We start from the raw sequence: 22,567 nt of genomic DNA on the forward strand, positions 1-22,567 counted from the left end.
CGCCTCCTCCTCAGTGGCCCTGGCTCATGCGCCAGGCGTGGAAGACCAGGTTGGCCATGGACAGCGGCAGCATCACCTTCCATCCCAGATGCATGAGCTGGTCGTAGCGGAACCGGGGAAGGGTCCACCGGATCCACACGAAGACCCACGCGAAGAACAGGAGCTTCAGGACGAAGCTGGCCACGGACAGCATCACCGTGGGGTCCTTCACGAAGGGCACCTGCCACCCGCCGAAGTAGAGCGTCGCGATGAGGGCCGAGGCCGTCATCAGGTGGCAGTACTCGGAAAGCGCCAGCAGGCTGAACTTCATGCTCCCGTATTCGGTGTTGAAGCCCGCCACGATCTCGCTCTCGCCCTCGGCAAAATCGAAGGGGAGGCGGTTCGTCTCGGCGAACATGCAGGTGAAGAACACCAGGAAGCCCAGGGGCTGCCGCACGATATTCCACGCCCAGGGGAGGTGGCTCTGGGCACCGATCACCTCGGAGGGATCGTAGCCGCCGGCCCGCATGAAGACCGCGACCACCGCGAGGCTCATCCCGATCTCGTAGCTCACCATGGTGGCCGAGGAGCGCATCCCGCCCAGGATCGACCACTTGTTGTTGCTGGACCAGGCCGCCACCAGGACGCCGTAAACCGCCATGCCGCCGATGGCCAGGGGATACAGCATCCCCATCCCGTTGCCCGGATCGAGCAGGGCCAGGTGGTAGGTCTGGCCGCCGCTGACGAAGCTGCGCCCGAAGGGGATCACCGCGAAGCCCATCAGGGCGGGCACGAGGGCCAGGAAGGGAGCCAGCCAGAACAGGCGCTTCGTGGCGTCGTGGGGGACGAGGTCCTCCTTGAAGAAGAACTTGATCCCGTCCGCCAGGGGCTGGGCGAGGCCGATGATCCGGATCTTCCCGAAGAGCGCCGTGCGGTTGGGCCCGATGCGGTCCTGGATCATCGCCGACCCGCGGCGTTCCACCCACGTCCAGATGGCCGCCAGGGCAAACACGCCGCCGAAGACAATGACGAGTTTCGCCACCATCCAGGCGATGGAAGGCGTGGTGTGAAGCAGGCTCGCGAGCTTGTCCATGGGCGGCTTCCCGGCAAGGCCACCCGCGGGGAGGCCCGACCCATCGAGCCTATCAGAGGCATCCCCTTCCGGACATGGAGGGAAAGAACCCCTCCGCCCCGATGCGACCTGGGTCACAGCCTCATCGGAAGCCCCCCGGAGAGGGCCTCGGCCCTTCGCTCCAATCCAAAGTCATCCGCCGCGGAGAAAGCGCCTCCCCGCTTGGTTTCGATCCTGGACCTCCCGACCGCCGGGTGGCGCAGCAGAGCCCGGGGGGCTCTGCGAAGCCGGCCCCCGGCGAGGAGGGAATCACTCAGAGAGAAGGGAACCACCCTGAGCGGGCCTCCCCCCTTCGCTCCCATCCGAAGTCCTCCGGCGAGGACGGAATCACCTCACTGCTTGGCCTCAATCTTCGACCACGAGTCCTTCAACCCCACCGTCCGATTGAACACCGGCTGTCCGGGGCGCCTGTCGGGATCCACCGCGAAGTAGCCCGTCCGCTCGAACTGGAACCGCTCGCCCGGTTCGGCTCCGTCCAGGCTGGGCTCCAGGCGCGCGTCGGCCAGGATCTCCAGGCTGCCGGGATTCAGCAGGTTCTTCCAATCCTGGCCTTCGGGCACGTCCATGGGATCCGCCTGCGTGAACAGGGGCTCGTACAGCCGCACCTCGGCCTTCACGGCGTGGGTGGCGCTCACCCAGTGGAGGGTGCCCTTCACCTTCCGGCCGTCGGGCGCGTTCCCGCCCCGGCTCGCGGGATCCCACTCGCAGCGCAGCTCCACCACATTCCCCGCGGCGTCCTTCACCACGTCCTTGCAGGTGATGAGGGCCGCGCCCCGGAGGCGGACTTCGGCGCCGGGCGCCAGGCGGAACCACTTCTTCGGGGCCTCCTCGCGGAAATCGTCCTGGTCGATGAACAGTTCCCGGGTGAAGGCCAGCTTCCGCGTGCCCTGGCCGGGATCGTCGGGATGGTTGGGCACGTCCACCTCGAAGGCCTCGACCTCCGCCATGTTGGTGATCACGACCTTCAGGGGGCGGAGGACGGCCATGCGCCGCGGCGCCCGCTTCTCCAGGTCCTCGCGGATGCAGAACTCGAGAAGGCCCGCGTCCGCCACCATGTCCCGCTTGGCCACGCCCACCTTTTCGGCGAAGGTCCGGACCGCCTCGGGGGTGTAGCCGCGCCGCCGCAGGCCGCAGATGGTCGGCATCCGCGGATCGTCCCAACCCCGCACGACGCCGTCCTGCACCAGCTGAAGCAGCCGGCGCTTGCTCATCACCGTGTAGGTGAGGTTCAGCCGGGCGAACTCGATCTGGCGGGGATGGGGCCGCTGAAAGAACTTCCCTTCGGCGTCCTGCGCCAGGAACCAGTCGTAGAGCGGGCGATGATCCTCGAACTCCAGGGTGCAGATGGAGTGCGTGATGGTCTCGATGGCGTCGGATACGCCGTGGGCGTAGTCGTACATCGGGTAGATGCACCACGCGTCGCCGGTCCGGTGGTGATGGGCGCGGCGGATGCGATACATGAGCGGATCCCGGAGGTTCATGTTGCCGCTCTGCATGTCGATCCTGGCGCGCAGAACCTTCGAGCCGTCCGGGAACTCGCCCGCCCTCATCCGGCGGAAGAGGTCCAGGTTCTCCTCGGGACTGCGGTCGCGGTACGGGCTGGGCTTCCCCGGCGTGTGGAAGTTGCCCCGGTATTCCCGGATCTCCGCTTCGGACAGGTCGCAGACGTAGGCCTTCCCCTGCTCGATGAGGTATTCCGCATAGTCGTACATGAAGGGGAAGTAGTCCGAGGCGTAGTGCTCGCCCTTCCACTCGAAGCCCAGCCAGCGGACATCCTCGCGGATGGAATCCACGTATTCCACGTCCTCCTTGACCGGATTGGTGTCGTCGAAGCGCAGGTTCGTGGCGCCCTCGTAGGCCTTCGCCAGCCCGAAGTTCAGGCAGATGCTCTTGGCGTGGCCGATGTGCAGGTAGCCGTTCGGCTCCGGCGGGAACCGCGTGAGCACCCGTCCCCCGTGCTTGCCGGAGGCGCGGTCCGCCTCGACGATCTCCTCGATGAAGTGGAGGCTCTTGGGTTCATGAATGGGCGATTCAGTGGACATCGGGGCTCACAGGATGCAAACCCCAAAGATACCAAGGCGTACCTGAAAAGGCTTTTGGAACCGCGAAAAGCATGAAAGCTCCCCCGCGGATTGGGTCGCCCAGCGTCCCATTTCGCGTGCCCGAAGGGCTTTCGCGTTTTTCGCGGTTCCCTGTTTTTCCCGCTCAGCCCAGTCCCGCGGCCACCTGGGTGGCGCGCTCGATGCCTCGGGCGACGACCGAGCGGATGCGACCGTCCTCCAACGCCAGCAGCCCGGCGATGGTGCAGCCCGCGGGGGTGGTGACCTCGTCCTTGAGGGCGGCGGGGTGGCGGCCCGTCTCCAGCACCATGGCCGCAGCGCCGAGGGTCATCTGGGCGGCCAGTTCCACGGCGACGGCGCGGGGCAGGCCGCACTGGACGCCCCCTTCGGCCAGGGCCTCCAGGATGACGAACTGAAAGGCCGGCCCGCTGGCGCTGAGCCCCGTCACGGCGTCCATGTGCTTCTCGTCGAGGTCCATAACCCGGCCCAGAGGCTCGAACAGGGCCCGGGCCTGGGCGAGCTGGACATCCGCCACGCCCGGTCCGGGCGCCAGAACGGTCATCCCCCGGCGGATGGCGCAGGGGGTGTTGGGCATGGCCCGCACCAGCGGCGTGCCGTCGGGAACGTAGCTGGTGAGCATCCCGAGGGTGGCCCCCGCCGCGATGGAGACCACCAGCGGCCGATGATCCAGGGCGCCGGCCTCGGAGAGGGCCGCCAGCAGGCCCTTCAGCTCCTTCGGCTTGACGCAGAGGAGGACCACCTCGGAAGCCCGGGCCGCGGCGGCCACATCGGCGGAGAGGTCCAGCCCCAGCGCTTCGGCCCGGGCGCGGCCCGCCACGGGATGGCGGGTAGCCGCGCGGATCCGCTCCGCCGGATAGCCGGAGGCTTCCACCAAGCCGGCGGCGATGGCCTGGCCCATGGTGCCGAACCCGAGCACGGCGAGGGCGGGAGGGGTGGGCATGGGAGCTCCTCGAAAACCGCCGGGGAAGAGGCGGGTCCTACTGATCCCGTCCCTGCCCCAGGGTCCACCAGGGGCAGTCGTGCAGCTCCGACACCACGAACCCCTGCCGCATGGCGGAGATCCGCTGGAACTGGATGCCGGCGGGGGTGTGGAAGCCCGTGGTGATCTCGCTCGGCCCGGAGCGGACCCCGAAGAAGAAGTCGGACTGTTCGAGGCCGAGGCGCACCACCGTCTCCTGAAGCGCCTGGCGGTGGTCCATTCCGTCGGGAATGCCCTGGATCACCTGGACCGTCTCCCCCGCGATGATCGTGGGGGCGTAGGCCGCGGCGCCCTGGTCCTCCAGGACGGCGAGGGTCAGGTGGGTGAATTCCTGGAGATCCATCAGATCCACCGCGCCAGGCGGACGGCGACTTCCTCCCGGCCCACCAGCATCAGGGTGTCGAAGATCCCGGGGCTGACCGGCTTCCCGCAGAGGGCGACGCGGAGGGCCTGGGCCAAGTCCTTGGTCTTGAGGCCGTGCCGGGCGAGGATGGCGTTGAACCCGGCCTCCAGCCCCTCGGGGCTGTAGTCGGCCAGGTCACGAACCTCGGCCAGGGCGGGCTTCACGGCGGGCGTCACGAACTTCTCCACGGCCTTGTCGTCGAAGGCGGCGGGCCGCTCGAAGGCGAAGCGCAGAGCCTCGGCCATGTCGGTGAGCGACTTTCCCTTCTGCGTGGCCTGGATGGCCTGGGCCTTCCAGGCGTCGGGCTTCGCGGCCCACCCGGCGGGCATGAAGGGGCGGAGGTGGGGCTCCAGCTCCTGCCAGGAGGCCCGCTGGATCAGCTTCTGGTTCATCCACTGGAGCTTGTCCATGTCGAACCGGGCGGCGCTCTTCTGGCAGTCCGCCAGGTCGAACAGCTGGATCATCTGCTCGTCCGTCAGCAGCTCCTCCTCGGCGCTCTCCACGGCGCGGCCGTCGATCTTGGGCGTCCAGGAGAGCCGCGCCAGGGCGAGGCGGACGGCGGAGGGCAAAAGGCCCATGGCCTGGTACTCCGTAATGCTGGTGGCGCCGTGGCGCTTGCTGAGCTTGGCCCCGTCCGCGCCGAGGATCATGGGCACGTGGGCGAAGGCCGGCAGCGCGTAGCCCAGGGCCGCGAACAACGGGATCTGCTTGGGCGTGTTGTTCAGGTGGTCGTCGCCGCGGATGACGTGGCTCACCTGCATGTGGGTGTCGTCCACCACCACGCAGAAATTGTAGGTGGGCACGCCGATCTCGCCGGGCGCGGCGCCGGTGCGGGCGATGATCCAGTCGTCCAGGCTGTCCGCCGGGAAGCGGGTCTCGCCCTTGATGAGGTCGGGCACGACGATCTCGCCTTCCGGGGGCATCTTGAACCGGATGGCCGAGGGCTCGCTCGCGTCGTGGTTCGCCGAGGCGCAGCCCTTTCCGGCATCCATTCCGCGGTTGTACTGGAACACCTTGCCGGCCGCCTCCACGGCCTTCCGCCGCTCGTCCAGGGCTTCCCTGGAGCAGCGGCAGCGGTAGGCCAGGCCCCGGTCCAGCAGGTCCTGGATCTTCGCCCGGTAGAGGTCCATCCGCTGCATCTGGCGGTAGGGGCCGTGGGGGCCCACCCAGCGCTCGGGATCGCCGGCCACCGGGCCCTCGTCCCAATCCAGGCCGCACCAGGCCATGCCTTCCTCGATGATGCGAATGTTGTCATCGGTGCTGCGGGACAGGTCCGTGTCCTCGATGCGCAGGATGAAGCGACCGCCGTGCTTCCGGGCGAACAGCCAGCAGAACAGGGCCGTGCGCACGCCTCCGATGTGGAGCATGCCGGTCGGCGAGGGAGCGAAGCGGGTGACGACTTGGGGGGACATGGAGGAGCCTCGGATCAAACCTCCAGTGTGCCCCAAGCGCGCGGACGGCGTCCCCGCAGGGACCAAAAGGCTCGGCTGGCGCTCCCCGCTACTTGATGTAGAGCTTCAGCTTGATCTCGACGGGGGCCTCGCCGCTGAACAGGCTGCGGTCGAGCACGACGGGGATCTCCACCACGCTGCTGTGGGGCATGTGCACGGGAGCGGGCGTTGCCGCGCTCGTTTCCGCGGGGATCTCCTCGATCTCCTCCAGCAGCTCGCTGGCGGAAAGTTCCTCCACTTCCAGGGGCCGGCTGGGTTCCGCGGCCCGCGGGGGCGCCGGCGGAGCGCCGCCGAGGAGGAGGGCCGGCGGCTCCTCCACCACGCCTCCGCCGTATTTCTCCGCCAGGCTCTTCAGGACCAGCTTGGCCACGCCGGTGAGGGTCTCCTTGACGCCCTCGCCCCGCATGGCGCAGGCCTCGAAGGTGGGCGCGCCGAAGAGGTTGATCTCCCGATCCAGGGTCTCCACGGGCAGAGCGTTGGGCGTGTCCCGCTTGTTCCACTGGATGACGTGGGGGATCTTCGCCAGCTCGGTCCCCTGCTCGCGAAGATTGGCGATCAGGTTCTGGAAGCTCTCCTTGTTGCTCTCCAGGGCCGGAGCCTGGGAATCCGCCACGAACACCACGGCGTCGGCGCCGCGCAGCACCAGCTTCCGGGTGGCGTCGTAGAAGACCTGGCCGGGCACCGTGTAGAGCTGGATCCGGGTCTTCATTCCGCGGATGGTGCCCAGTTCGATGGGCAGGAAATCGAAGAAGAGGGTGCGGTCCGTCTGGGTGGCCAGGGAGAGCATCTTGCCCCGGCCTTCGCCCGGTAGGGTGTCGTAGACGTGCTGGAGGTTGGTGGTCTTTCCGCACAGGCCGGGACCGTAGTAGACGATCTTGGCCGTCAGCTCCTTGGTGGCCGCGTTGAAAAGCACCATACCTTCACCTTCTTGATCTTCGGGGAAGATTGGCGGGTCAGCGGAGGGCCGTCAAGAAAGAACCGGGATTCCGCTTCCGGCCCCTCCCTTTCCGCAGATGCGCTACACTTCCGGCCATCCCACCCTTATCCGAGGATTTCCATGGCCAAGCTGCTGGTGCACGAAAGCGCAGGGGTCCGAACGTTCGAGATCGTGGATGAGGAAGTCCACATGGGGCGCGAGCTGGACAACACGCTGCGCCTCCCCGATCCCAGCATCAGCCGCCACCACTGCGTCCTCCGCAAGGCGGCCGGCGGCGGCTACGAGATCCAGGACCTGGAGAGCAGCAACGGCGTGCTGGTGAACGGCAGCCGCGTGCAGACGTCGCCCCTGCGGGACGGGGACCGCATCACCCTCGGCCAGATCCAGCTCACGTTCCAGGATCCGCGCCCCGAAGCCAGTCCCACCGTGGCGATCAGCGTCCCGAATCCGGTCCCCGTTCCCAGCGGCACCGTCCGGATGTCCGCGGACGAACTGGCGGCCATCCATACCGGCCCGCCACCCGCGGACCCCCCGGCCGCGCCTCCGGCTCCGCGGCCCGCGCCGCCCTTCCCTCCCGTCGCCCCCGCCGTGCCGACGCCCCTTCCGCCGGGACCTTCCGAACAGTCCTTCCTGGGCTCCCTGCTGCCCTCCCTGCCCGACGACGCGGTGCCCACCGGCGAACGGGGCGACCTGGGAACGCGGCTCCTGGCCATCCTCATCGACGTGGTGCCCGGCGTCCTCATCTATATCGCGTGCATCTTCCTCACCTTCATCCCCTACCTGGGCTGCATCCTCTGGCCCCTCCAGTTCATTGCATACGCGGCCTATTACTGGCTCTTCATTCCGTGGTGCGTCTCCAAGTACGGCGCCAGCATCGGGAAGAAGGCCATGAAGCTGCGGGTGGTGCCGGAGGGCGAACCCCGCGGTCGCATCGGCTTCGGACCGGCGGTCCTGCGCCAGATCGGGAACTTCCTGTTCCTGAACGTGATCGTCCTTCTCATCAAGGGCGACGAGCGGATCAGCCTCAGCGATCTGCTGGCGAAATCGGAAGTCCTGAAAGTGGATCGCTGAGGGTGATCCTCACCGGCCGCCAGATCCTCGAAGCGAAGGACCAGGGACGGATCCGCATCGATCCCTGGTCCGACGCTCAGCTCAACCCCAACAGCTACAACCTGCGCTTGGCGGAGGATCTCGCCGTCTACACCGGCGCCGAGCTGGACATGGCCCAGCCCAACGGGATCGAGTTCCTCAAGATCCCCGCCGAAGGGCTGGTGATCCGCCCCGGAAAGCTCTACCTCGGGCGGACCCAGGAGTACACCGAGACCCACGGAATGGTGCCCATGCTCGAAGGCCGCAGCAGCGTGGGCCGGCTCGGGCTGTTCGTCCACGTCACCGCGGGCTTCGGCGACATCGGGTTCTGCGGCTACTGGACTTTGGAGATCAGCTGCGTCCAGCCGGTGCGGATCTACGCCGGGGTGGGCATCTGCCAGATCTTCTACCACAGCATCAGCGGCGAGTACGACAGCTACGAGACCGGCAAGTACCAGCGGAATTCGGGGATCCAGCCGTCGATGCTGTGGAAGGATTTCGCCCGGGACGACAACCCGCGATAGGCCTAGAATCAGCCCATTCCTTCCCGAGGTGATCGATGCCCCTTCCGCTGCTTGGTCTGCTGCAAGGCCACTCCAACGACGCGGCCCTGGCGGGTCTGGCCGCGGCGGGGTGCATGGTGTGGGCCGTCGCCGCCCTCGCCATGGTGGTCTTCCCCATCTTCTGCTTCTGGCGGATCTTCCAGAAGGCGGGCTACAACGGCGCCATGGCGCTCCTGTGCCTCATCCCCGGGATCGGGATGATCATCGTCCTGTGCATCCTCGCCTTCGGCACCTGGCCCGCCGGACAGCGCTCCTAGCTGGTCCCGCCCGCGTCGTCCCACCGCACCTCGAAGGGCCGCACCTCGTGCTCGATGCCCTTCAGCGCGAAGCCCTCCAGCGGCCGGAGCTGGCCCACGCCGACCAGTTCCGCGGTGCGGGGGCCGACGACGATCTGGCCCGGCTTGGCCACGCCGCTCTCCAGGCGCGAGGCCAGGTTCACGGTGCTGCCCATCACGGTGTAGTCCATCCGCTTCTCGCAGCCGATGTCGCCCGCGAAGGCCTCGCCGCTGTTGATCCCGATGCGCATCCGCAGTTCGGGGTAGCCGTCCGGCCGCGCGGCGTTCAATGCGTGGAGAGTGGCCTGCATGGCCGCCGCGGCCTCCACGGCGTGGCGGGCGTGGTCGGGATCGGGATTCGGGGCCCCGAAGAAGGCCATCAGGGCGTCGCCGATGTACTTGTCGAGGGTCCCCCCGCGAAGGAAGATCTGATCCGTCAGCGCCTCGAAGGTGCGGTTCAGGATGGCCGCCAGGACCAGGGGCTCCATCCCCTCGCTCATCCGCGTGAAGCCCGAGATGTCGGCGAACAGGACGCTGATCTCGCAGCGCTGGGCCTGGAGGGCCGGCGCCTCCTTGCTCTGGCTGGACTTGAGGATCTGATCCACCACGGCGGGGCTGTGGTACCGCTCCAGGCGGCGGCGGAAGTTGGCCTCGCGCTCGCGCTGGATGCCGACGGCCGCGAAGTTGGCCATGGCGCTGAGCAGGTGCTCGTCCTCCCGCTTGAACCCGCCCTTGCTGAGGCTCGTCTCCAGATAGACCACCCCGAAGGCCTGGTTCTCCACGATCAGCGGCGCGCAGAGGGCGGACGAGATCCCGTGGATCTTGATGCTCTCCCCGGCGCTGAAGCGGGGGTCCATCCGCGCGTCGGTGGTGAGGATGGCCACCCGGTCCTTCATGGCCGTGCGGGCGATGGTCCGGCTGATGGGCGCCGTGTGCTGGCCGGGCTGCTCCTCCCAGACCAGCTCCGGCACCAGCTCCCCGGCCGCGTCGGCCAGGAGGATGAAGCCCCGCTGGCAGGGGATCTGGGCCGTCACCAGGCCCATCACCGACTCCAGCAGCTCCGGCAACCCCGCCGCCCGCAGGAGCGTCCCCGCCATGCTGGCCAGGCGCTGGAAGAGGGTGACCGCCTCGCCGGCCGGATGCTGCCCGCTGGCCTGGGCCAGCATGGCCTCCAGGCTGGCGTGGGGCACCAGGATCGAGCCCGAAGCGTCGAAGGCGCGGTCCTCCAGCGAGATCTTGGATACGGCGGCCCTGGGCGCCAGGGTCTGGTTCAGCCCCTGGAGCGTGGGGCCGGAAGTTTCCTCGCCCACCCACATCACCAGGACTTCGCCGAGCAGGACCTTGTCGCCGGGATTCAGGGGTAGGGGTTCCGCCAGGATGGTCCCATTGAGGGACGTGCCGTTCAGAGACTTCATGTCCGCCACGTGGGGGCGGCCGTCCTTGAGAAAGATCCGGGCGTGGACCCGGCTCACTGCATTGGCCTGAATCCGGATGGTGGCCTGCTCCCCCCGTCCGATGGTGAGGCCCTCCTCCGTGAGGGTCACGGGATGCAGGGCGCCGTCAACCTGGAGGGTCAATTTCATGTCGCAACCGGGAAAAGGGTGGATCCAGCACGCGGGTGCTGATCTTATCGGCGAGCCGGGGTAACCTATGAGGTTCCGCCGGAGGGCGGCCGGAGGCGCGTTGACCAAAGTCGGTTTCATGTCCCTGGGGTGTCCCAAGAACCTGGTGGACTCGGAAGTCATGCTGGGCCACCTGCGCCTCAAAGGCTACGGGATCACGCCGGTCCTGGAGGAGGCCCAGGTGCTGGTGGTGAACACCTGCGGGTTCATCGACGCCGCCAAGAAGGAGAGCGTGGAGGCCATCCTGGAGGCCGCCTCCATGAAGCAGCGGGGCGCCTGCGAGAAGCTGATCGTGGCCGGCTGCCTGGTGGAGCGCTACCGGGACGAGCTGATGGGGGAGATCCCCGAGATCGACGCCTGCCTGGGCACCCGCGACATCGAGCAGATCGCCGAGGTGATCGGCGCCGGCGCCGCCTTCGAGCTGGATCCCGATCCCGCCTACCTCTACACCGAGGCGAGCCCGCGGATGCTCACCACCCCCAAGGCCAGCGCCTACCTGAAGATCAGCGAGGGCTGCGACCACGCCTGCGCCTTCTGCGTGATCCCCCAGCTGCGCGGCGCCCAGCGGAGCCGCAGCGTGGAGAGCGTGGTGGCGGAGGCGGAGAACCTCGTCGCCCAGGGCGTCCTGGAGATCAGCCTGGTAGGCCAGGACACCACGGACTACGGCCGCGATTTCGGGGATCCGGACGCCCTCGAAAAGCTGGTGCGGGCGCTGGGGAAGGTGGAAGGGCTGCGCTGGGCGCGGATCCACTACGCCTATCCCAACCGCCTCACCGACGGGCTGCTGCGGGCCATGGCCGAGACGCCCAACTGCGCCAAGTACCTCGACATGCCCCTCCAGCACGCGGACGCCGGAATCCTCAAGGCCATGGCCCGGGGCGGCGGGCGGGCCTCCTTCCTGAAGCTGATCGAGAAGGTGCGCCGGATCGTTCCCGGCGTGGCCATCCGCTCGAACTTCATCGTGGGCTTCCCCGGCGAGGACGAGGCCGCGTTCGAGGAACTGAAGGCCTTCGTGCAGGAGGCCCGCTTCGACCACGTGGGCGTCTTCACCTACAGCCCCGAGGAGGGCACCTCCGCCTACGGGCTGGGCGACCCCATTCCCAAGCGCACCAAGGAGGCCCGCAAGCGGCGGATCCTGGAGCTGCAGCAGAAGATCGCCCGGGAGAAGAACCAGGAGAAGGTGGGCCAGGTCCTCGACGTCCTGGTGGAAGGCGCCCACGAGGAGACGGAACTGCTGGTGAAGGGGCGCCACCAGGGCCAGGCCCCCGACATCGACGGGAACGTCCTTCTGGTGGACGGCGCCCCCCAGGCCAACACCATCCAGCGGGTGCGGATCGTGAAAGCCCACGCCTACGACCTCATCGGGGAAGTCGAGGAGGGCGGGCTGGAGGCGAGCACCGCGGCCTACGAGGCGCAATTCCGGGCGCGGCAGGGCTAAACGGATCTGCGAAGGTTCTCGTAGGCCCTGGCGAACCTTCCCATCCGGGGATTTCGCATGCGCCTTCCGGCCCTCGCCCTCTTGTGCCTTCCCGCCCTAGCCGCCCAGCCGAACCCACCTCACGTGGCGATCCCCCGGCTGGCGCAGGCGCCTTCCATGGCCTGGGACGCGGACCTCTCGACCTGGGGCGAGGCGCGGGTGATCACCGAATTCGGGATGATGATGCCCGACGACAAGGGCAGGAACCGCTGGCCCACCACCGTCCACGTGGGCTGGGGGCCGGATGCCCTCTACGTCGCGGTGGAAGCGGGCGATCCCGAGCCGTCGAAGATCCACGCCGCCCGCCACATGCGGGACACCAACCAGGGCGACTTCGACTTCGTGGGCGTGGACCTGGATCCCTCCGGCAAGGGCCAGAGCATCCTCCGGTTCTTCGTGACCCCGCTCGGGGGGCAGATCGACGAGATCGCCACGGACACTACCGGCGAGAACGCCTCCTACGACTGCCTGTGGGATTCCACCGGCGTCCGCACGGCGGACGGCTACGTGGTCAAGATCCGCATCCCCTATAGCAGCCTCCGCCGGATGCCGGGGGACTGGGCCATGCGCTTCCTCCGGATCATCCCGCGGGAGCGCCGCTACGGCATCGCCTGGCCGGCCATGAGCAAGGACGTGCAGTGCGACATCTGCCAGATGGCCCGCGTCTCCGGCGCGCCCGTGGACAAGCCGGGCTCGCCCCTCCTGCTCCTGCCCATCGCCACCTTCAGCCGGACCCAGTCCCTGGAGAAGGATCCGAGCGCCTCGCCCCAGTCCCGGGCCCGGCTCGGACTCGACGTGCGCTACGCCACCACCGCCCTCACCTTCGAGGGCACCTACCGGCCCGACTTCGCCACGGCGGACGCCGATGTGGATCCGCTCCAGATCAACAGCCGCTTCAGGGTGCTCTACCCGGAGCGGCGGCCCTTCTTCCTCGAAGGGATGGACCTGCTGTCGCCGCTGTCGGCCCAGCGCCAGTTCTTCAGCCGCTCCATCCAGAGCCCGCTGTACGGCCTCAAGGCCTCCGGCCAGGGTTCCTTCGCCACCTGGACCGTGCTCCATGCCCGGGACCAGGACGGGGGCCTGCTCCTGGGCGCCAATGGCGCCGCGGGCACCGAGGGCCTGGCCACCCGCGACACCGCCGCCGCCCTTCGCCTCCAACTGGACCCGCGGGGGTCGGGCCTGTCCTTCCTGGGAACGGACAAACAGCTGGTGGGCGCCGGGGACGACCTCGGCGGCCGGAGCGGCGGCATCTACCTCGACCAGTACCTGGGCTCCCAATTCCACTTCATCGGAAGCGCCGTGGGCACCACCTCCCACCTGCCCCAGGAGGACGGGACGGTGCGGTCCCAGCGCGGCAGCTCCACCTCCGCGGAACTGGACTGGACCACCCGCAACTGGGTCGCCTGGGCCGTCAGCCAGACCACCAGCCCCGATCTGATGCTGCTGTCGGGCTTCATCGACCTCCAGGGCTACCGCCGGGACATCGCCGCCTTCGGATGGCGCGACAACTGGAACACCGGCGGCCTCTCCTCCGCCAACGCCACCCTCCGCTGGAGCCGCCTCACGTGGTGGAACGGTGATCCCATGGAGCGGGTGGTCGGCCTCGACACTTGGCTGGAGACCGCGGGCCGCCTGAGCTTCTTCTTCAACTGGGACGCCGCGGGCCGCGTGTGGGGGGAGGACCGAGTCCGCTCCGTGGCTTCCCGCGCCCTCACGGTGGGCGGCAACTGGCGGCGCTACGCCCAGGCCCGCTTCGGGTGGAACGCCAGCCGAGGCCGGACGCTGGATCTGGAGTCGGGCGATCCGGCCAAGCTGAATTCCGCCCAGCTCTTCTTCTACGGCACCGTGGGGAGCGTCTCCTACAACCTGTCGGCCCTGCAATCCGTCCTGGACCGGGAGGAGGACAGCCGGCGCCTCATCCGCGCCCGGGAACTCACCGCCACGGGCAGTTGGCAGCTTCCCGCCTTCTTCTACGTGAAGACCCAGGCCTTCGCCGTGCGCTACGACGGCGCCCACGGCGAGGGCGTGGACAAGTTCCTGAAGACCTTCGTCGGCTGGCAGCCCAACGCCTTCACCAACGCCTACCTCGGCTGGTCCGGCCAGCGCCGCCGCGACCCCGCGGCCCTCCTCGCCTCCGAGCGGATGGTAGAGCGCGGCCTCTTCGCCAAGCTGGCCTACGCCATGCAGTTCTGAGGCGCGGTCGGGTTCGGGACGCTCAAAGAAAGAAACGCGGAGGAAAACGGAAGAGGGGAGGAGAGCGGAGAAGAACAGTGAATCCCTCCGCTTTCCTCCGCCGCTCCGCGCTCCTCCGCTTTCAAAACGCTTTCCGAGAAACGCCACAGCCCCGAACGGGCCTACGCGATTCAGTTCTGATGTCGCTTTACATTCAAAGATAAGGAGCACCGCCCAGACGCCAAAGAAGACAAAAAAAGCTCCTTTTGCTTTTCTTGGCGCCCTTGCCGTCTTGGCAGTGGAAAGAGCCTGGGGTCTTGCTCTCGCATTCCTTTCCCCCGAAAGGCCGCGTCCATGGACCGCTACACTGGTCCGATGCTCGAACTCCGCGCCATCACCCGCGCCTACGAACTGGGCGGCGAGCGCGCCGGCGTGTTCGGCGTGTCGCTGGGCGTGCCCAAGGGCTGCCTGGCGGTGCTCGCGGGCCCCAGCGGCAGCGGGAAGACCACCCTCCTCCAGATCGCCGGGCTCCTGGACGCGCCGGACGAGGGGACGGTCCTGCTGGATGGACAGGAGATGTCCAGTCTTTCCGAGCGGGAGCGCTGCCGGCTCCGGCTGCGCCGCCTCGGCTTCGTGTTCCAGGCATTCAACCTGGTGCCCGTTCTCTCCGCGCTGGAGAACGTGATGCTCCCCCTCCAGCTCCAGGGCGTCGCCGATGACGAGGCGCGCGAGCGGGCGGAAGGGGCCCTGGCCCGCGTGGGCCTCGCCGACCGCTGCCACCACCGCCCCGGCCAGCTCAGCGGCGGCCAGCAGCAGCGCGCCGCCATCGCCCGGGCCCTCGTTCCCAATCCCCTCCTGGTGCTGGCCGACGAGCCCACCGCCAACCTGGACCACGCCCACGGCGGCCCCCTCATGGACCTGATGGCCGACCTCGCCGCGGAGCGCGGCACCTCGTTCCTCGTGGCCAGCCACGACCCCGCCGTCATCGCCCGCGCCCACCGCGTCTTCCGCCTCGCCGACGGCCGGCTGGTGGAGGAACCATGAAAAAGGCCCTGGAACCGCGAAAGGCGCGAATGGGCGCGAAAGAAGGAATGACGGTGGTCTTCTCGGCCAGCTGCTCCAGTCCGAACGGAACCGGGAAATCAGAGACGCCGGTCCTTCTTTCGCGGGCCCGCAGGGCCTTTCGCGCTTTTCGCGGTTGCTTCTCAGGAAAGCCCCGATGATCCTCGCCCGCCTCGCCCTCCGGAACCTGCTGCGCCAGCGGCGGCGGACGGCGCTCACCCTCATGGTCGTCGTGGCGGGTTTCGTGGCGCTGAGCCTCGCCGGGGGCTTCATGGCGCAGACCTTCCAGGGGCTGGCCGACAGCGCCATCCGCGGCGGACTGGGCCACCTGCAGGTGATGCCGCCCGGAGAACTCGAGGGCGGCGAGGCCCAGAGCCTGGAGAAGGCCCTTCCCGACGGCGAGGCCCTAGCGGCGCGCCTTCGCGAGGATCCCGCCGTCGCCGAGGTGCTGCCCCGGATCCAGTTCATGGGGCTGCTTTCCAACGGACCCAAGAGCGTGGCGTTCCTGGGCACCGCCGTGGATCCCGTGCGTGAACCCCGCCACATGGCCTCCCTCGACGCCCTGAAGGACGGCGCCCAAGCTCCCGGCGGAGCGGGCTCCCGCTGGCTCTCCGCCGATCCCCGCGCCCGGGAGGCGATCCTGGGAACGGGCCTGGCTCGCAGCATGGGGGCCTCCGTGGGGAGCCTCCTGACGCTGATGTCCACCACCCGCGACGGCGCCCTCAACGCCGTGGACGTGGAGGTCGTGGGCCTCCAGGACCTGGGCCTGCGGGAACTGAACGAGCGCTTCCTGACCGTGGGCCTCGGCACCGCGGAACAACTGCTCGACGCCGGTCCGGCGCGGTCGCGGCTGTCCGTGATCCTCAAGCGGCCCGCGGATGCCGCCGCCGAGCGGACCCGCCTCCAGGCCCTGCTTCCGGAGGCGTCGGTGAAGCCGTGGTTCGAGCTAGCCTCCTTCTACCGGCAGGTGAAGCTGCTCTACTTCGCCATCTTCGGGTTCATGGGACTGGTGCTGTTCCTCGTCGTCCTGCTCGCCACGGCCAACACCTTGCTCATGTCCGTGATGGAGCGCGTGCGGGAGTTCGGCGTCCTGCGGGCCATAGGCCTTCAGCCTACGCACCTGCTGGGCCTGCTCCAGTGGGAAGGCGCCTTCCTGGGGTTGGGGGGCAGCTTTCTCGGACTGGCCGCAACCCTCCTGCTCCGCGCGGGCCTGAATGCGCTGCATATCCAGATGCCCTCCCCGCCCGGCACCAGCCACGGGTACGAGCTGCACATCCACTTCGTCCCCGCCATCTACGCCGCCGTGGCCCTGGGCCTTCAGGCGACCATCCAGATCAGCGCCCTGATCCCGGGCCTGAAGGCCGCCAAGCTCCGCATCGTGGAGGCGCTGAGGCACGTCTGATATCACTTTGCATTCAAAGAATAAGGATCACCACCAAGACGCGAAGGGCACCAAGAACCACATCCCCAGTGGGCAGAGCTTTTCTTGGTGCCTTGGTGTCTTGGTGGTGAAAAGAAAAACCTTGGGTCTTGATCGCCTGTTGGTATGAGCCCTCGGAGGGACGACCGCGCGTGCCGTACCATGGCCTCATGAAGCCGACCGCCGCCCGCGCTCCCCGTCTCGCCTGGTGGCTGGCCTCCGGCTTCGGCAGCGGCTACCTGAGACCCGCCCCCGGCACCTGGGGCAGCCTGGCCGGCCTGGTCGCGTGGCTGCTGCTCGTCGCGGGAGCGCGGAAGTTCCCCCAGGCGGCCTGGATCGTTCCGCTGGCCCCGGCCGCCCTCACCCTGGCGGCGGTATGGGCGTCGGAACTGGTCGTGCGCGAAACGGGCCAGAAGGATCCCTCCTTCATCGTGGCCGACGAGTGGGCCGGGATCTGGATCGCCCTCACACCGCTGCTCTTCACCGTCACCATCCAGCCCCAGCCCTGGGGATTGTGGGCGGTGCGGCTGGTGGGGCCGTTCCTCCTGTTCCGGCTCTTCGACATCTGGAAGCCGGGTCCCGTGGATGCCGCCCAGCGCCTGCCCGGCGGGTGGGGCGTGGTCATGGACGACGTGGTGGCGGGCTTCCTCGCCGCGCTGCTCGTGTGGCCCCTGGACCAGTGGCTGGGGACCTGGTCCCTGACGCATTCCCTGCTGGGGCGCTAGGCCGGATCAGGCCCCGGTCTCTTCCAGCAGCTTCTTCCACACGGCGGGTTCGCTGAGGTGGCCGCTGTCGTCGAAGTGGCGGCTCTCGATCAGGTAGCGGTAGCCCTGCTCCGTGAGGAACAGCTGGCGGTTGCGGGCGAATTCCTGCTCGGTGGTGTCGCGGCTGATGAGGCTGTAGAAGTAGCTCACGTTGCGCTCGCCCTTGGGCCGCAGGATGCGCCCCAGGCGCTGGGCCTCCTCCTGCCGCGACCCGAAGGTCCCGCTCACCTGGATGGCCACGGAGGCATCCGGCAGGTCGATGGCGAAATTGGCCACCTTGCTCACGATCAGGATCCGCAGGTCGCCCTCGCGGAACCGGCGGAACAGCACCTCGCGCTCCTTCTCCGGCGTCTGGCCCGTGAGGACCGGGGCGCCCAGGCGCTCGCCCAGGATGCGGAGCTGCTCCAGGTACTGGCCGATGATCAGGATGTTGTCCTTGGGATGCCCGGCGAGGAGTTCGTCCACCACGGTCAGCTTGAGGCTGTTTTCCGAGGCCAGGCGGAACCGCTGCCGCTGGTCGGCCACGGCGTAGCCCATCCGCTCGTCCGTGGGCAGGGGCACGCGGATCTCCAGGCAGTGGGCGGTGGCGATGAATCCGTCCTTCTCCAGCATCTTCCAGGGCACGTCCACGCGCTTGGGGCCGATGAGGCTGAAGACGTCCTCCTCCTTGCCGTCCTCGCGCACCAGCGTGGCCGTGAGGCCCAGGCGCCGCTTGGCCTGGAGTTCGGCGACGGCTCGGAAGACCGGCGCCGGGAGCATGTGCACCTCGTCGTAGACCACGAGGCCCCAGTTGGCCGCCTCGAACAGCTTGAAGTGCTCGAAGGGCCCCGACTTGCTCTTGCGGTAAGTGAGGATCTGATAGGTGGCGATGGTGACGGGCTTGATCTCCTTGACGTCGCCCATGTAGAGGCCCACCTGATCCTCGGTGAGCGTGGTCTTGTCCAGCAGCTCCTGCTTCCACTGCTTCACGGCGGTGCCGTTGGTGGTGAGCACCAGCGTGTGGGTCTGCAGCCGGCCCATGCAGCCGATGCCGATGACGGTCTTTCCCGCCCCGCAGGGCAGCACCAGGACGCCCGCGCCGCCCTCGGGCCCGCCGCCCGCGTGGAAGACGTCCACCGCAGCCTGCTGGTAAGGGCGCAGGCCGAAGGGCCGGCCGCTCTGCTTCAGGGTGGGCGCCAGGGCGAAGGGAAGCGGATCGCCGGGCTTGTAGCCGGCCATGTCCTGCACGGGATGGCCCAGGCGAATGAGCTGGAGCTTGGCTTCGCCCCGCATCCCGGTCTGGAGGTAGATGCCCTTCTCATCGGGATAGGGCTCGGCCAGAAGGCCCTGGAGCGACTTCTGGTTCTCCAGTTCCCAGAACAGCCCCCGGTCGTCCATCTCCAGCGCCAGGCGGTCCCCCTTGGCCACCAGGCGCAGCTTGCCGTAGCGGGTGCCGTGGTCCTCGATCTCCTGGAGCAGGTTCTGGGGCACGGGGTACTTGGACCACGTGTTCAGCGTCTCGATCATCTGCCCGCAGGCCACGCCCGAGGCGGACGCGTTCCACAGGCTCAGGGGGGTGATGCGGTAGGTGTGGATGTGCTCGGGGCTCTTCACCAGCTCCGCGAACCGCGCCAGCTCGTCCCGCACCTGCTCGAACGAGGGATGCGCCACCTCGAGCAGCAGCGTTCGATCGCTCTGCACGATCAGGGGATTGTCGGGGCGGAGGGCGATCACGGGAGGCTCAAACCTTTCAGCGTAGGGCGCCGAAGGAGGGGGGTCAATGCGGAGGGAATCCGCGGGAGAAGCATGTAAAGGAAATATCAGGAGCCCTCCAAAAGGCCTCAGGTGTAAGGTAAGCGTCCCCCATCGACCACTTGCTGGGTTCCCTCGGAGTCCGCCATGTCCTTCGCGCCGATCCGATTCCTCGCGCTCCCGGCCCTGTTCGGGGCTCTGCTCGCGCTCGCGGGTTGCAGTGGCGGCGGCACCACCGGCGCCACGCCCAATCCCACGCCCAGCAACGCGCCCTCCATCAGCGCCCTCAGCCCCCTGCATGGAAGCCCCGGCACCGCGGTCAGCCTGACGGGCACGAACTTCCTCGGAACCACCTCCGTGGCGTTCAACGGGCGGACGGCGTTCGGGTTCACCGTGGCCAGCGCCAGCCAGATCAACGCCGTGGTACCCAGCGGCGCCACCACCGGCGCCATCCAGATCGCCACGCCGAACGGCTCCGCGGCGTCGGCTTCCTTCACCGTGGATGCCGCCCAGACGCCCACCCTCGACGCCTTCTCCCCCGCCTCCTTCGCGGCGGGCACGGTGGTCACCCTCACGGGGACCCACTTCGTGGGGGCCACCCAGGTGAGGTTCAACGGCGTCGACGCCGCGTCCTTCACGGTGGTCAGCGACACCCAGATCCAGGCCACGGCTCCCGCCAACCTCACCGCGGGCGTCCTGTCGGTGATCACGCCGGGCGGCACCGCGGCCGCGGCGACGGCCTACACCGTCCCCACCACCCCTTCGGGCATCCAGGTGCTGATGAACACGGGCTTCGAGCAGACGTCGCCCATCGTGTGGCAGGGGAATACCGGCATCATCCAGGGAGCCTCCGGCTCCAGCGTGGTTCCCCATGGCGGCACCCTCTTCGCCTGGCTGGGAGGCTACGGCGAGGCCCAGTCCGACCAGCTCAGCCAGGCCCTCTACATCCCCGCCACCGCCACGGCCGCCACCGCCACGTTCTACCTCAAGATCCTCACCAGCGAGACCGGATCCACCGCCAAGGACACGTTCACCCTCTCCGCCCTGAATTCAGGGGGCACCACCCTGGCGACCCTTCTCACCAAATCCAACCTCGATGCCTCCGGCTACGCGGCCTACACGGTGAACCTGCTCCCCTACAAGGGCCAGACCGTCGTGCTGTCCTTCAAGAGCCAGGAGGACGGCTCGAACGCCACCAGCTTCCTGGTGGACGACGTGACGGCCACCCTCACCGTGCCCACATCGAGTGACCTGAAGCCCGTCATCAGCAGCTTCACGCCCACGTCCGGAATCGCGGGCGAGGCCACGGTCCAGATCACCGGCGGGAACTTCTTCGGAGTGACCGCCGTGACCATCGGCGGCGCCAGCGCCACCTACACCCTGACGGACGGAACGGCCCTGTCCGCCGTCCTGCCGGCCTCCGCCGCCACGGGCAGCGCCCCCATCGCCATCACCAACGCCCAGGGGACAGGCACCTCCGCCGCCACCTTCCAGGTTTCGCTCGGCACGCCCGTCATCACGGGCATGAACCCCGCCCAGGGATCCGTGGGCACCACCGTCGTCATCACCGGCAGCTACCTGGGCTACTCGGGCACCACGGTGACCCTCAATGGCCAGGCCGTCGCCCTGACCAGCCAGTCCGCCACCCGGATCACCTTCGTCGTGCCCGCGGGGGCGACCTCGGGGAATGTGGTCGTCACCACGCCGGGCGGCTCCGCCAACCGCGGGTTCACGGTGACGCCCTCCGGCGCCACCCTCGACCTCCACATCGAGAAGCTCCAGTTCACCCAGAGCACCCAGACCCTGGACAACGCCGTGCCCATCGTGGCCGGAAAGGCCGGCCTGGTGCGGGTCTTCGTCCTCGCCAACCAGTCGAACACCGCGGCGCCCGCCGTGCAGGTGACCCTCCTGAATGGCGGAGTGGCCGTCGCGGGCTATCCCAAGACGATTGCCGCGCCCGTCGTCGGCGCTCCCCTGACGGTCGATGAATCCTCGCTTTCCGCGAGCTGGAACCTATCCATTCCCGCCACGGACCTCACCACGCCCAGCGGCAGCGGCTACAGCCTTCAGGCGGTGGTGGATCCCAGCAACGCGATTTCCGAGGCGGACAAGACCAACAATTCGGCCACCGCGGCCTTCACCAGCCGGACGGTGCCCATTTTCCGCACCACGATCTTCCCCGTCAGCCTCTCGAGCGGAACGGGGAACATCACCACCGCCACCAAGGATTCCTGGGCCGCGCGGCTGGCCAAGATGTATCCCGTCGCCAGCGTGGACGTGGTCTTGGGATCCACCTTCACCGGTTCCGTCTCCACCCTCAGCTCGGACGGCACCAACTGGGACACGCTCCTGAACGACCTCACCGCCAAGCACCTGGCGGACGGGGCCAGCGACCGCTACTACTTCGGCGCCCTGGCCGTGGACTACGCCTCCGGCGTGGCGGGGCTGGGCTGGGTGCCGCCCACCTCCTCCACGGGCTTCAAGTACCGGACGGCCATCGGGTGGGACAAGACCGGCTACGCCGACGGCGGCAACTACCCCGAGGTCTTCGCCCACGAGACGGGCCACAACATGGGCCGCAGCCACAGCCCCTGCGGCGGCGCCAGCGATCCCGATCCCAACTACCCCTACAGCGGGGCCCTCATCGGGATGTGGGGCTACGACACGGTTCTCAACGCGCTTCAGTCGCCCGCCACTACCAAGGACATCATGGCCTACTGCAAACCCAACTGGGTGAGCGACTACACCTACAAGAAGATCCTCGAATTCCGCGCTGGAACCGGGGGTTTCCTCGTGGTGGGCGCCGAGGATGATCCGCTGCCCAAGAGCCAGGCGGAATCGAAGGAATGCCTGCTCGTCCGGGGCATCGTCCATGAGGATGGCAAAGTGGAGCTGCTGCCTTCCTTCCGGACGCAGGCCCTGCCTTCCAACGCCTCGACCCAAGGGGAGTACGTCCTCGAAGGGCAGGACGCCCAGGGGAACAGCCTCTTCACCGCTTCCCTCGATCTGATGGAACTGGGCTGCGGCCCCAAGGAGCACGTCCGGCACTTCGTGATGGCCCTGCCCCTCGAAGCGACCGCCCTGGACGCGCTCTCGACCCTCGCCGTCCAGAAGGCGGGACGGACGGTGGCGACGGCCCGCTCCACATCGGCCAGCGCCCGCGTGGTAGCCGCGGCCCCCGAAGCCCATCGCGTGGCGGAAGGCCGGATCCAGCTCACCTGGGACGCGGCGGTCCATCCCGCCGCCCTGGTCCGGGATGCGGACACGGGCGAGGTCATCGCGATCCTCTCCGGCGGGCGCCAGGTGCTTCCCTCGGCGGCCAAGCGCCTGGACGTGGTGCTCAGCGACGGCGTGAGGGGCCGGACTCAGCGGCTGGAGACCCTCAAATAGGGCCGGCTTTTCCCCTTTGAACGCCCGGCGTGCCGGGCGT

Annotated in this window: 16 protein-coding genes and 1 pseudogene; 9 read left to right on the top strand and 8 right to left on the bottom strand. The window is 68.5% G+C overall.

Annotated elements, in window-relative coordinates; genetic code table 11:
* Nucleotides 1–10: 10 nt before the first annotated feature.
* The 6 genes and pseudogenes from nuoH to RAH39_RS11735 form a co-directional block, all read right to left on the bottom strand.
* Nucleotides 11–1,072 (bottom strand): NADH-quinone oxidoreductase subunit NuoH, encoded by a 1,062-nt coding sequence (gene nuoH, locus RAH39_RS11710; protein ID WP_306590298.1) that lies wholly within the window; start codon nucleotides 1,070–1,072, stop codon nucleotides 11–13.
* A gap of 371 nt (nucleotides 1,073–1,443) precedes the next feature.
* A complete protein-coding gene (locus RAH39_RS11715; protein WP_306590299.1) occupies nucleotides 1,444–3,153 on the bottom strand; it encodes a glutamine--tRNA ligase/YqeY domain fusion protein in 1,710 nt (569 codons plus the stop codon).
* A gap of 163 nt (nucleotides 3,154–3,316) precedes the next feature.
* Nucleotides 3,317–4,132 (bottom strand): pyrroline-5-carboxylate reductase, encoded by an 816-nt coding sequence (gene proC, locus RAH39_RS11720; protein WP_306590300.1) that lies wholly within the window; start codon nucleotides 4,130–4,132, stop codon nucleotides 3,317–3,319.
* Nucleotides 4,133–4,169: 37 nt separating this feature from the next.
* Entirely contained in the window at nucleotides 4,170–4,514 is a 345-nt protein-coding gene (locus tag RAH39_RS11725) for a hypothetical protein (RefSeq protein ID WP_306590301.1), read from the bottom strand.
* Entirely contained in the window at nucleotides 4,514–5,986 is a 1,473-nt protein-coding gene (gene gltX / locus RAH39_RS11730; protein WP_306590302.1) for a glutamate--tRNA ligase, read from the bottom strand. Before gltX ends, RAH39_RS11725 begins: the two co-directional genes overlap by 1 nt.
* A 382-nt stretch (nucleotides 5,987–6,368) precedes the next feature.
* Nucleotides 6,369–6,941 (bottom strand): annotated as a pseudogene (locus tag RAH39_RS11735) (ATP/GTP-binding protein); the annotation flags it as partial.
* Nucleotides 6,942–7,082: 141 nt separating this feature from the next.
* On the opposite strand from RAH39_RS11735, the gene RAH39_RS11740 reads away from it, so the two are divergent.
* The 3 genes from RAH39_RS11740 to RAH39_RS11750 are packed head-to-tail and all read left to right on the top strand — an operon-like array spanning nucleotide 7,083 to nucleotide 8,871.
* Complete coding sequence (locus RAH39_RS11740; protein WP_306590304.1) at nucleotides 7,083–8,033, top strand: FHA domain-containing protein; 951 nt, start codon at nucleotides 7,083–7,085, stop codon at nucleotides 8,031–8,033.
* 2 nt (nucleotides 8,034–8,035) lie between these two features.
* Nucleotides 8,036–8,575 (top strand): dCTP deaminase, encoded by a 540-nt coding sequence (gene dcd / locus RAH39_RS11745; RefSeq protein ID WP_306590305.1) that lies wholly within the window; start codon nucleotides 8,036–8,038, stop codon nucleotides 8,573–8,575.
* 35 nt (nucleotides 8,576–8,610) lie between these two features.
* Nucleotides 8,611–8,871 (top strand): hypothetical protein, encoded by a 261-nt coding sequence (locus RAH39_RS11750; protein ID WP_306590306.1) that lies wholly within the window; start codon nucleotides 8,611–8,613, stop codon nucleotides 8,869–8,871.
* Here RAH39_RS11750 and RAH39_RS11755 read toward each other — a convergent pair.
* Entirely contained in the window at nucleotides 8,868–10,472 is a 1,605-nt protein-coding gene (locus RAH39_RS11755; protein ID WP_306590307.1) for an adenylate/guanylate cyclase domain-containing protein, read from the bottom strand. The two genes, RAH39_RS11750 and RAH39_RS11755, sit on opposite strands and share 4 nt — an antisense overlap.
* A 100-nt stretch (nucleotides 10,473–10,572) precedes the next feature.
* On the opposite strand from RAH39_RS11755, the gene rimO reads away from it, so the two are divergent.
* The 5 genes from rimO to RAH39_RS11780 all read left to right on the top strand — a co-directional run bounded on the left by rimO (nucleotide 10,573) and on the right by RAH39_RS11780 (nucleotide 17,367).
* Nucleotides 10,573–11,949: a 30S ribosomal protein S12 methylthiotransferase RimO gene (gene rimO, locus RAH39_RS11760; protein ID WP_306590308.1), complete on the top strand. Its 1,377-nt coding sequence runs from the start codon at nucleotides 10,573–10,575 to the stop codon at nucleotides 11,947–11,949.
* Nucleotides 11,950–12,006: 57 nt separating this feature from the next.
* The gene (locus tag RAH39_RS11765; protein WP_306590309.1) at nucleotides 12,007–14,181 is read left to right on the top strand and encodes a DUF5916 domain-containing protein; all 2,175 of its coding nucleotides are present in this window, start codon (nucleotides 12,007–12,009) and stop codon (nucleotides 14,179–14,181) included.
* 333 nt (nucleotides 14,182–14,514) lie between these two features.
* Nucleotides 14,515–15,204 (top strand): ABC transporter ATP-binding protein, encoded by a 690-nt coding sequence (locus RAH39_RS11770; protein ID WP_306590310.1) that lies wholly within the window; start codon nucleotides 14,515–14,517, stop codon nucleotides 15,202–15,204.
* Nucleotides 15,205–15,379: 175 nt separating this feature from the next.
* Complete coding sequence (locus RAH39_RS11775; protein WP_306590311.1) at nucleotides 15,380–16,624, top strand: ABC transporter permease; 1,245 nt, start codon at nucleotides 15,380–15,382, stop codon at nucleotides 16,622–16,624.
* A 170-nt stretch (nucleotides 16,625–16,794) separates the two neighbouring features.
* Nucleotides 16,795–17,367 (top strand): phosphatidylglycerophosphatase A family protein, encoded by a 573-nt coding sequence (locus RAH39_RS11780; RefSeq protein ID WP_306590312.1) that lies wholly within the window; start codon nucleotides 16,795–16,797, stop codon nucleotides 17,365–17,367.
* 6 nt (nucleotides 17,368–17,373) lie between these two features.
* On the opposite strand, the gene RAH39_RS11785 is transcribed toward RAH39_RS11780, so the two are convergent.
* Nucleotides 17,374–19,119, bottom strand: coding sequence for a DNA repair helicase XPB (locus RAH39_RS11785; protein WP_306590313.1), 1,746 nt, complete (start codon nucleotides 19,117–19,119; stop codon nucleotides 17,374–17,376).
* 165 nt (nucleotides 19,120–19,284) lie between these two features.
* On the opposite strand from RAH39_RS11785, the gene RAH39_RS11790 reads away from it, so the two are divergent.
* Complete coding sequence (locus RAH39_RS11790; protein WP_306590314.1) at nucleotides 19,285–22,527, top strand: IPT/TIG domain-containing protein; 3,243 nt, start codon at nucleotides 19,285–19,287, stop codon at nucleotides 22,525–22,527.
* The last annotated feature ends 40 nt before the right edge of the window (nucleotides 22,528–22,567 follow it).

The organism is Geothrix sp. 21YS21S-4 (assembly GCF_030845995.1).
Classification (GTDB): domain Bacteria; phylum Acidobacteriota; class Holophagae; order Holophagales; family Holophagaceae; genus Geothrix.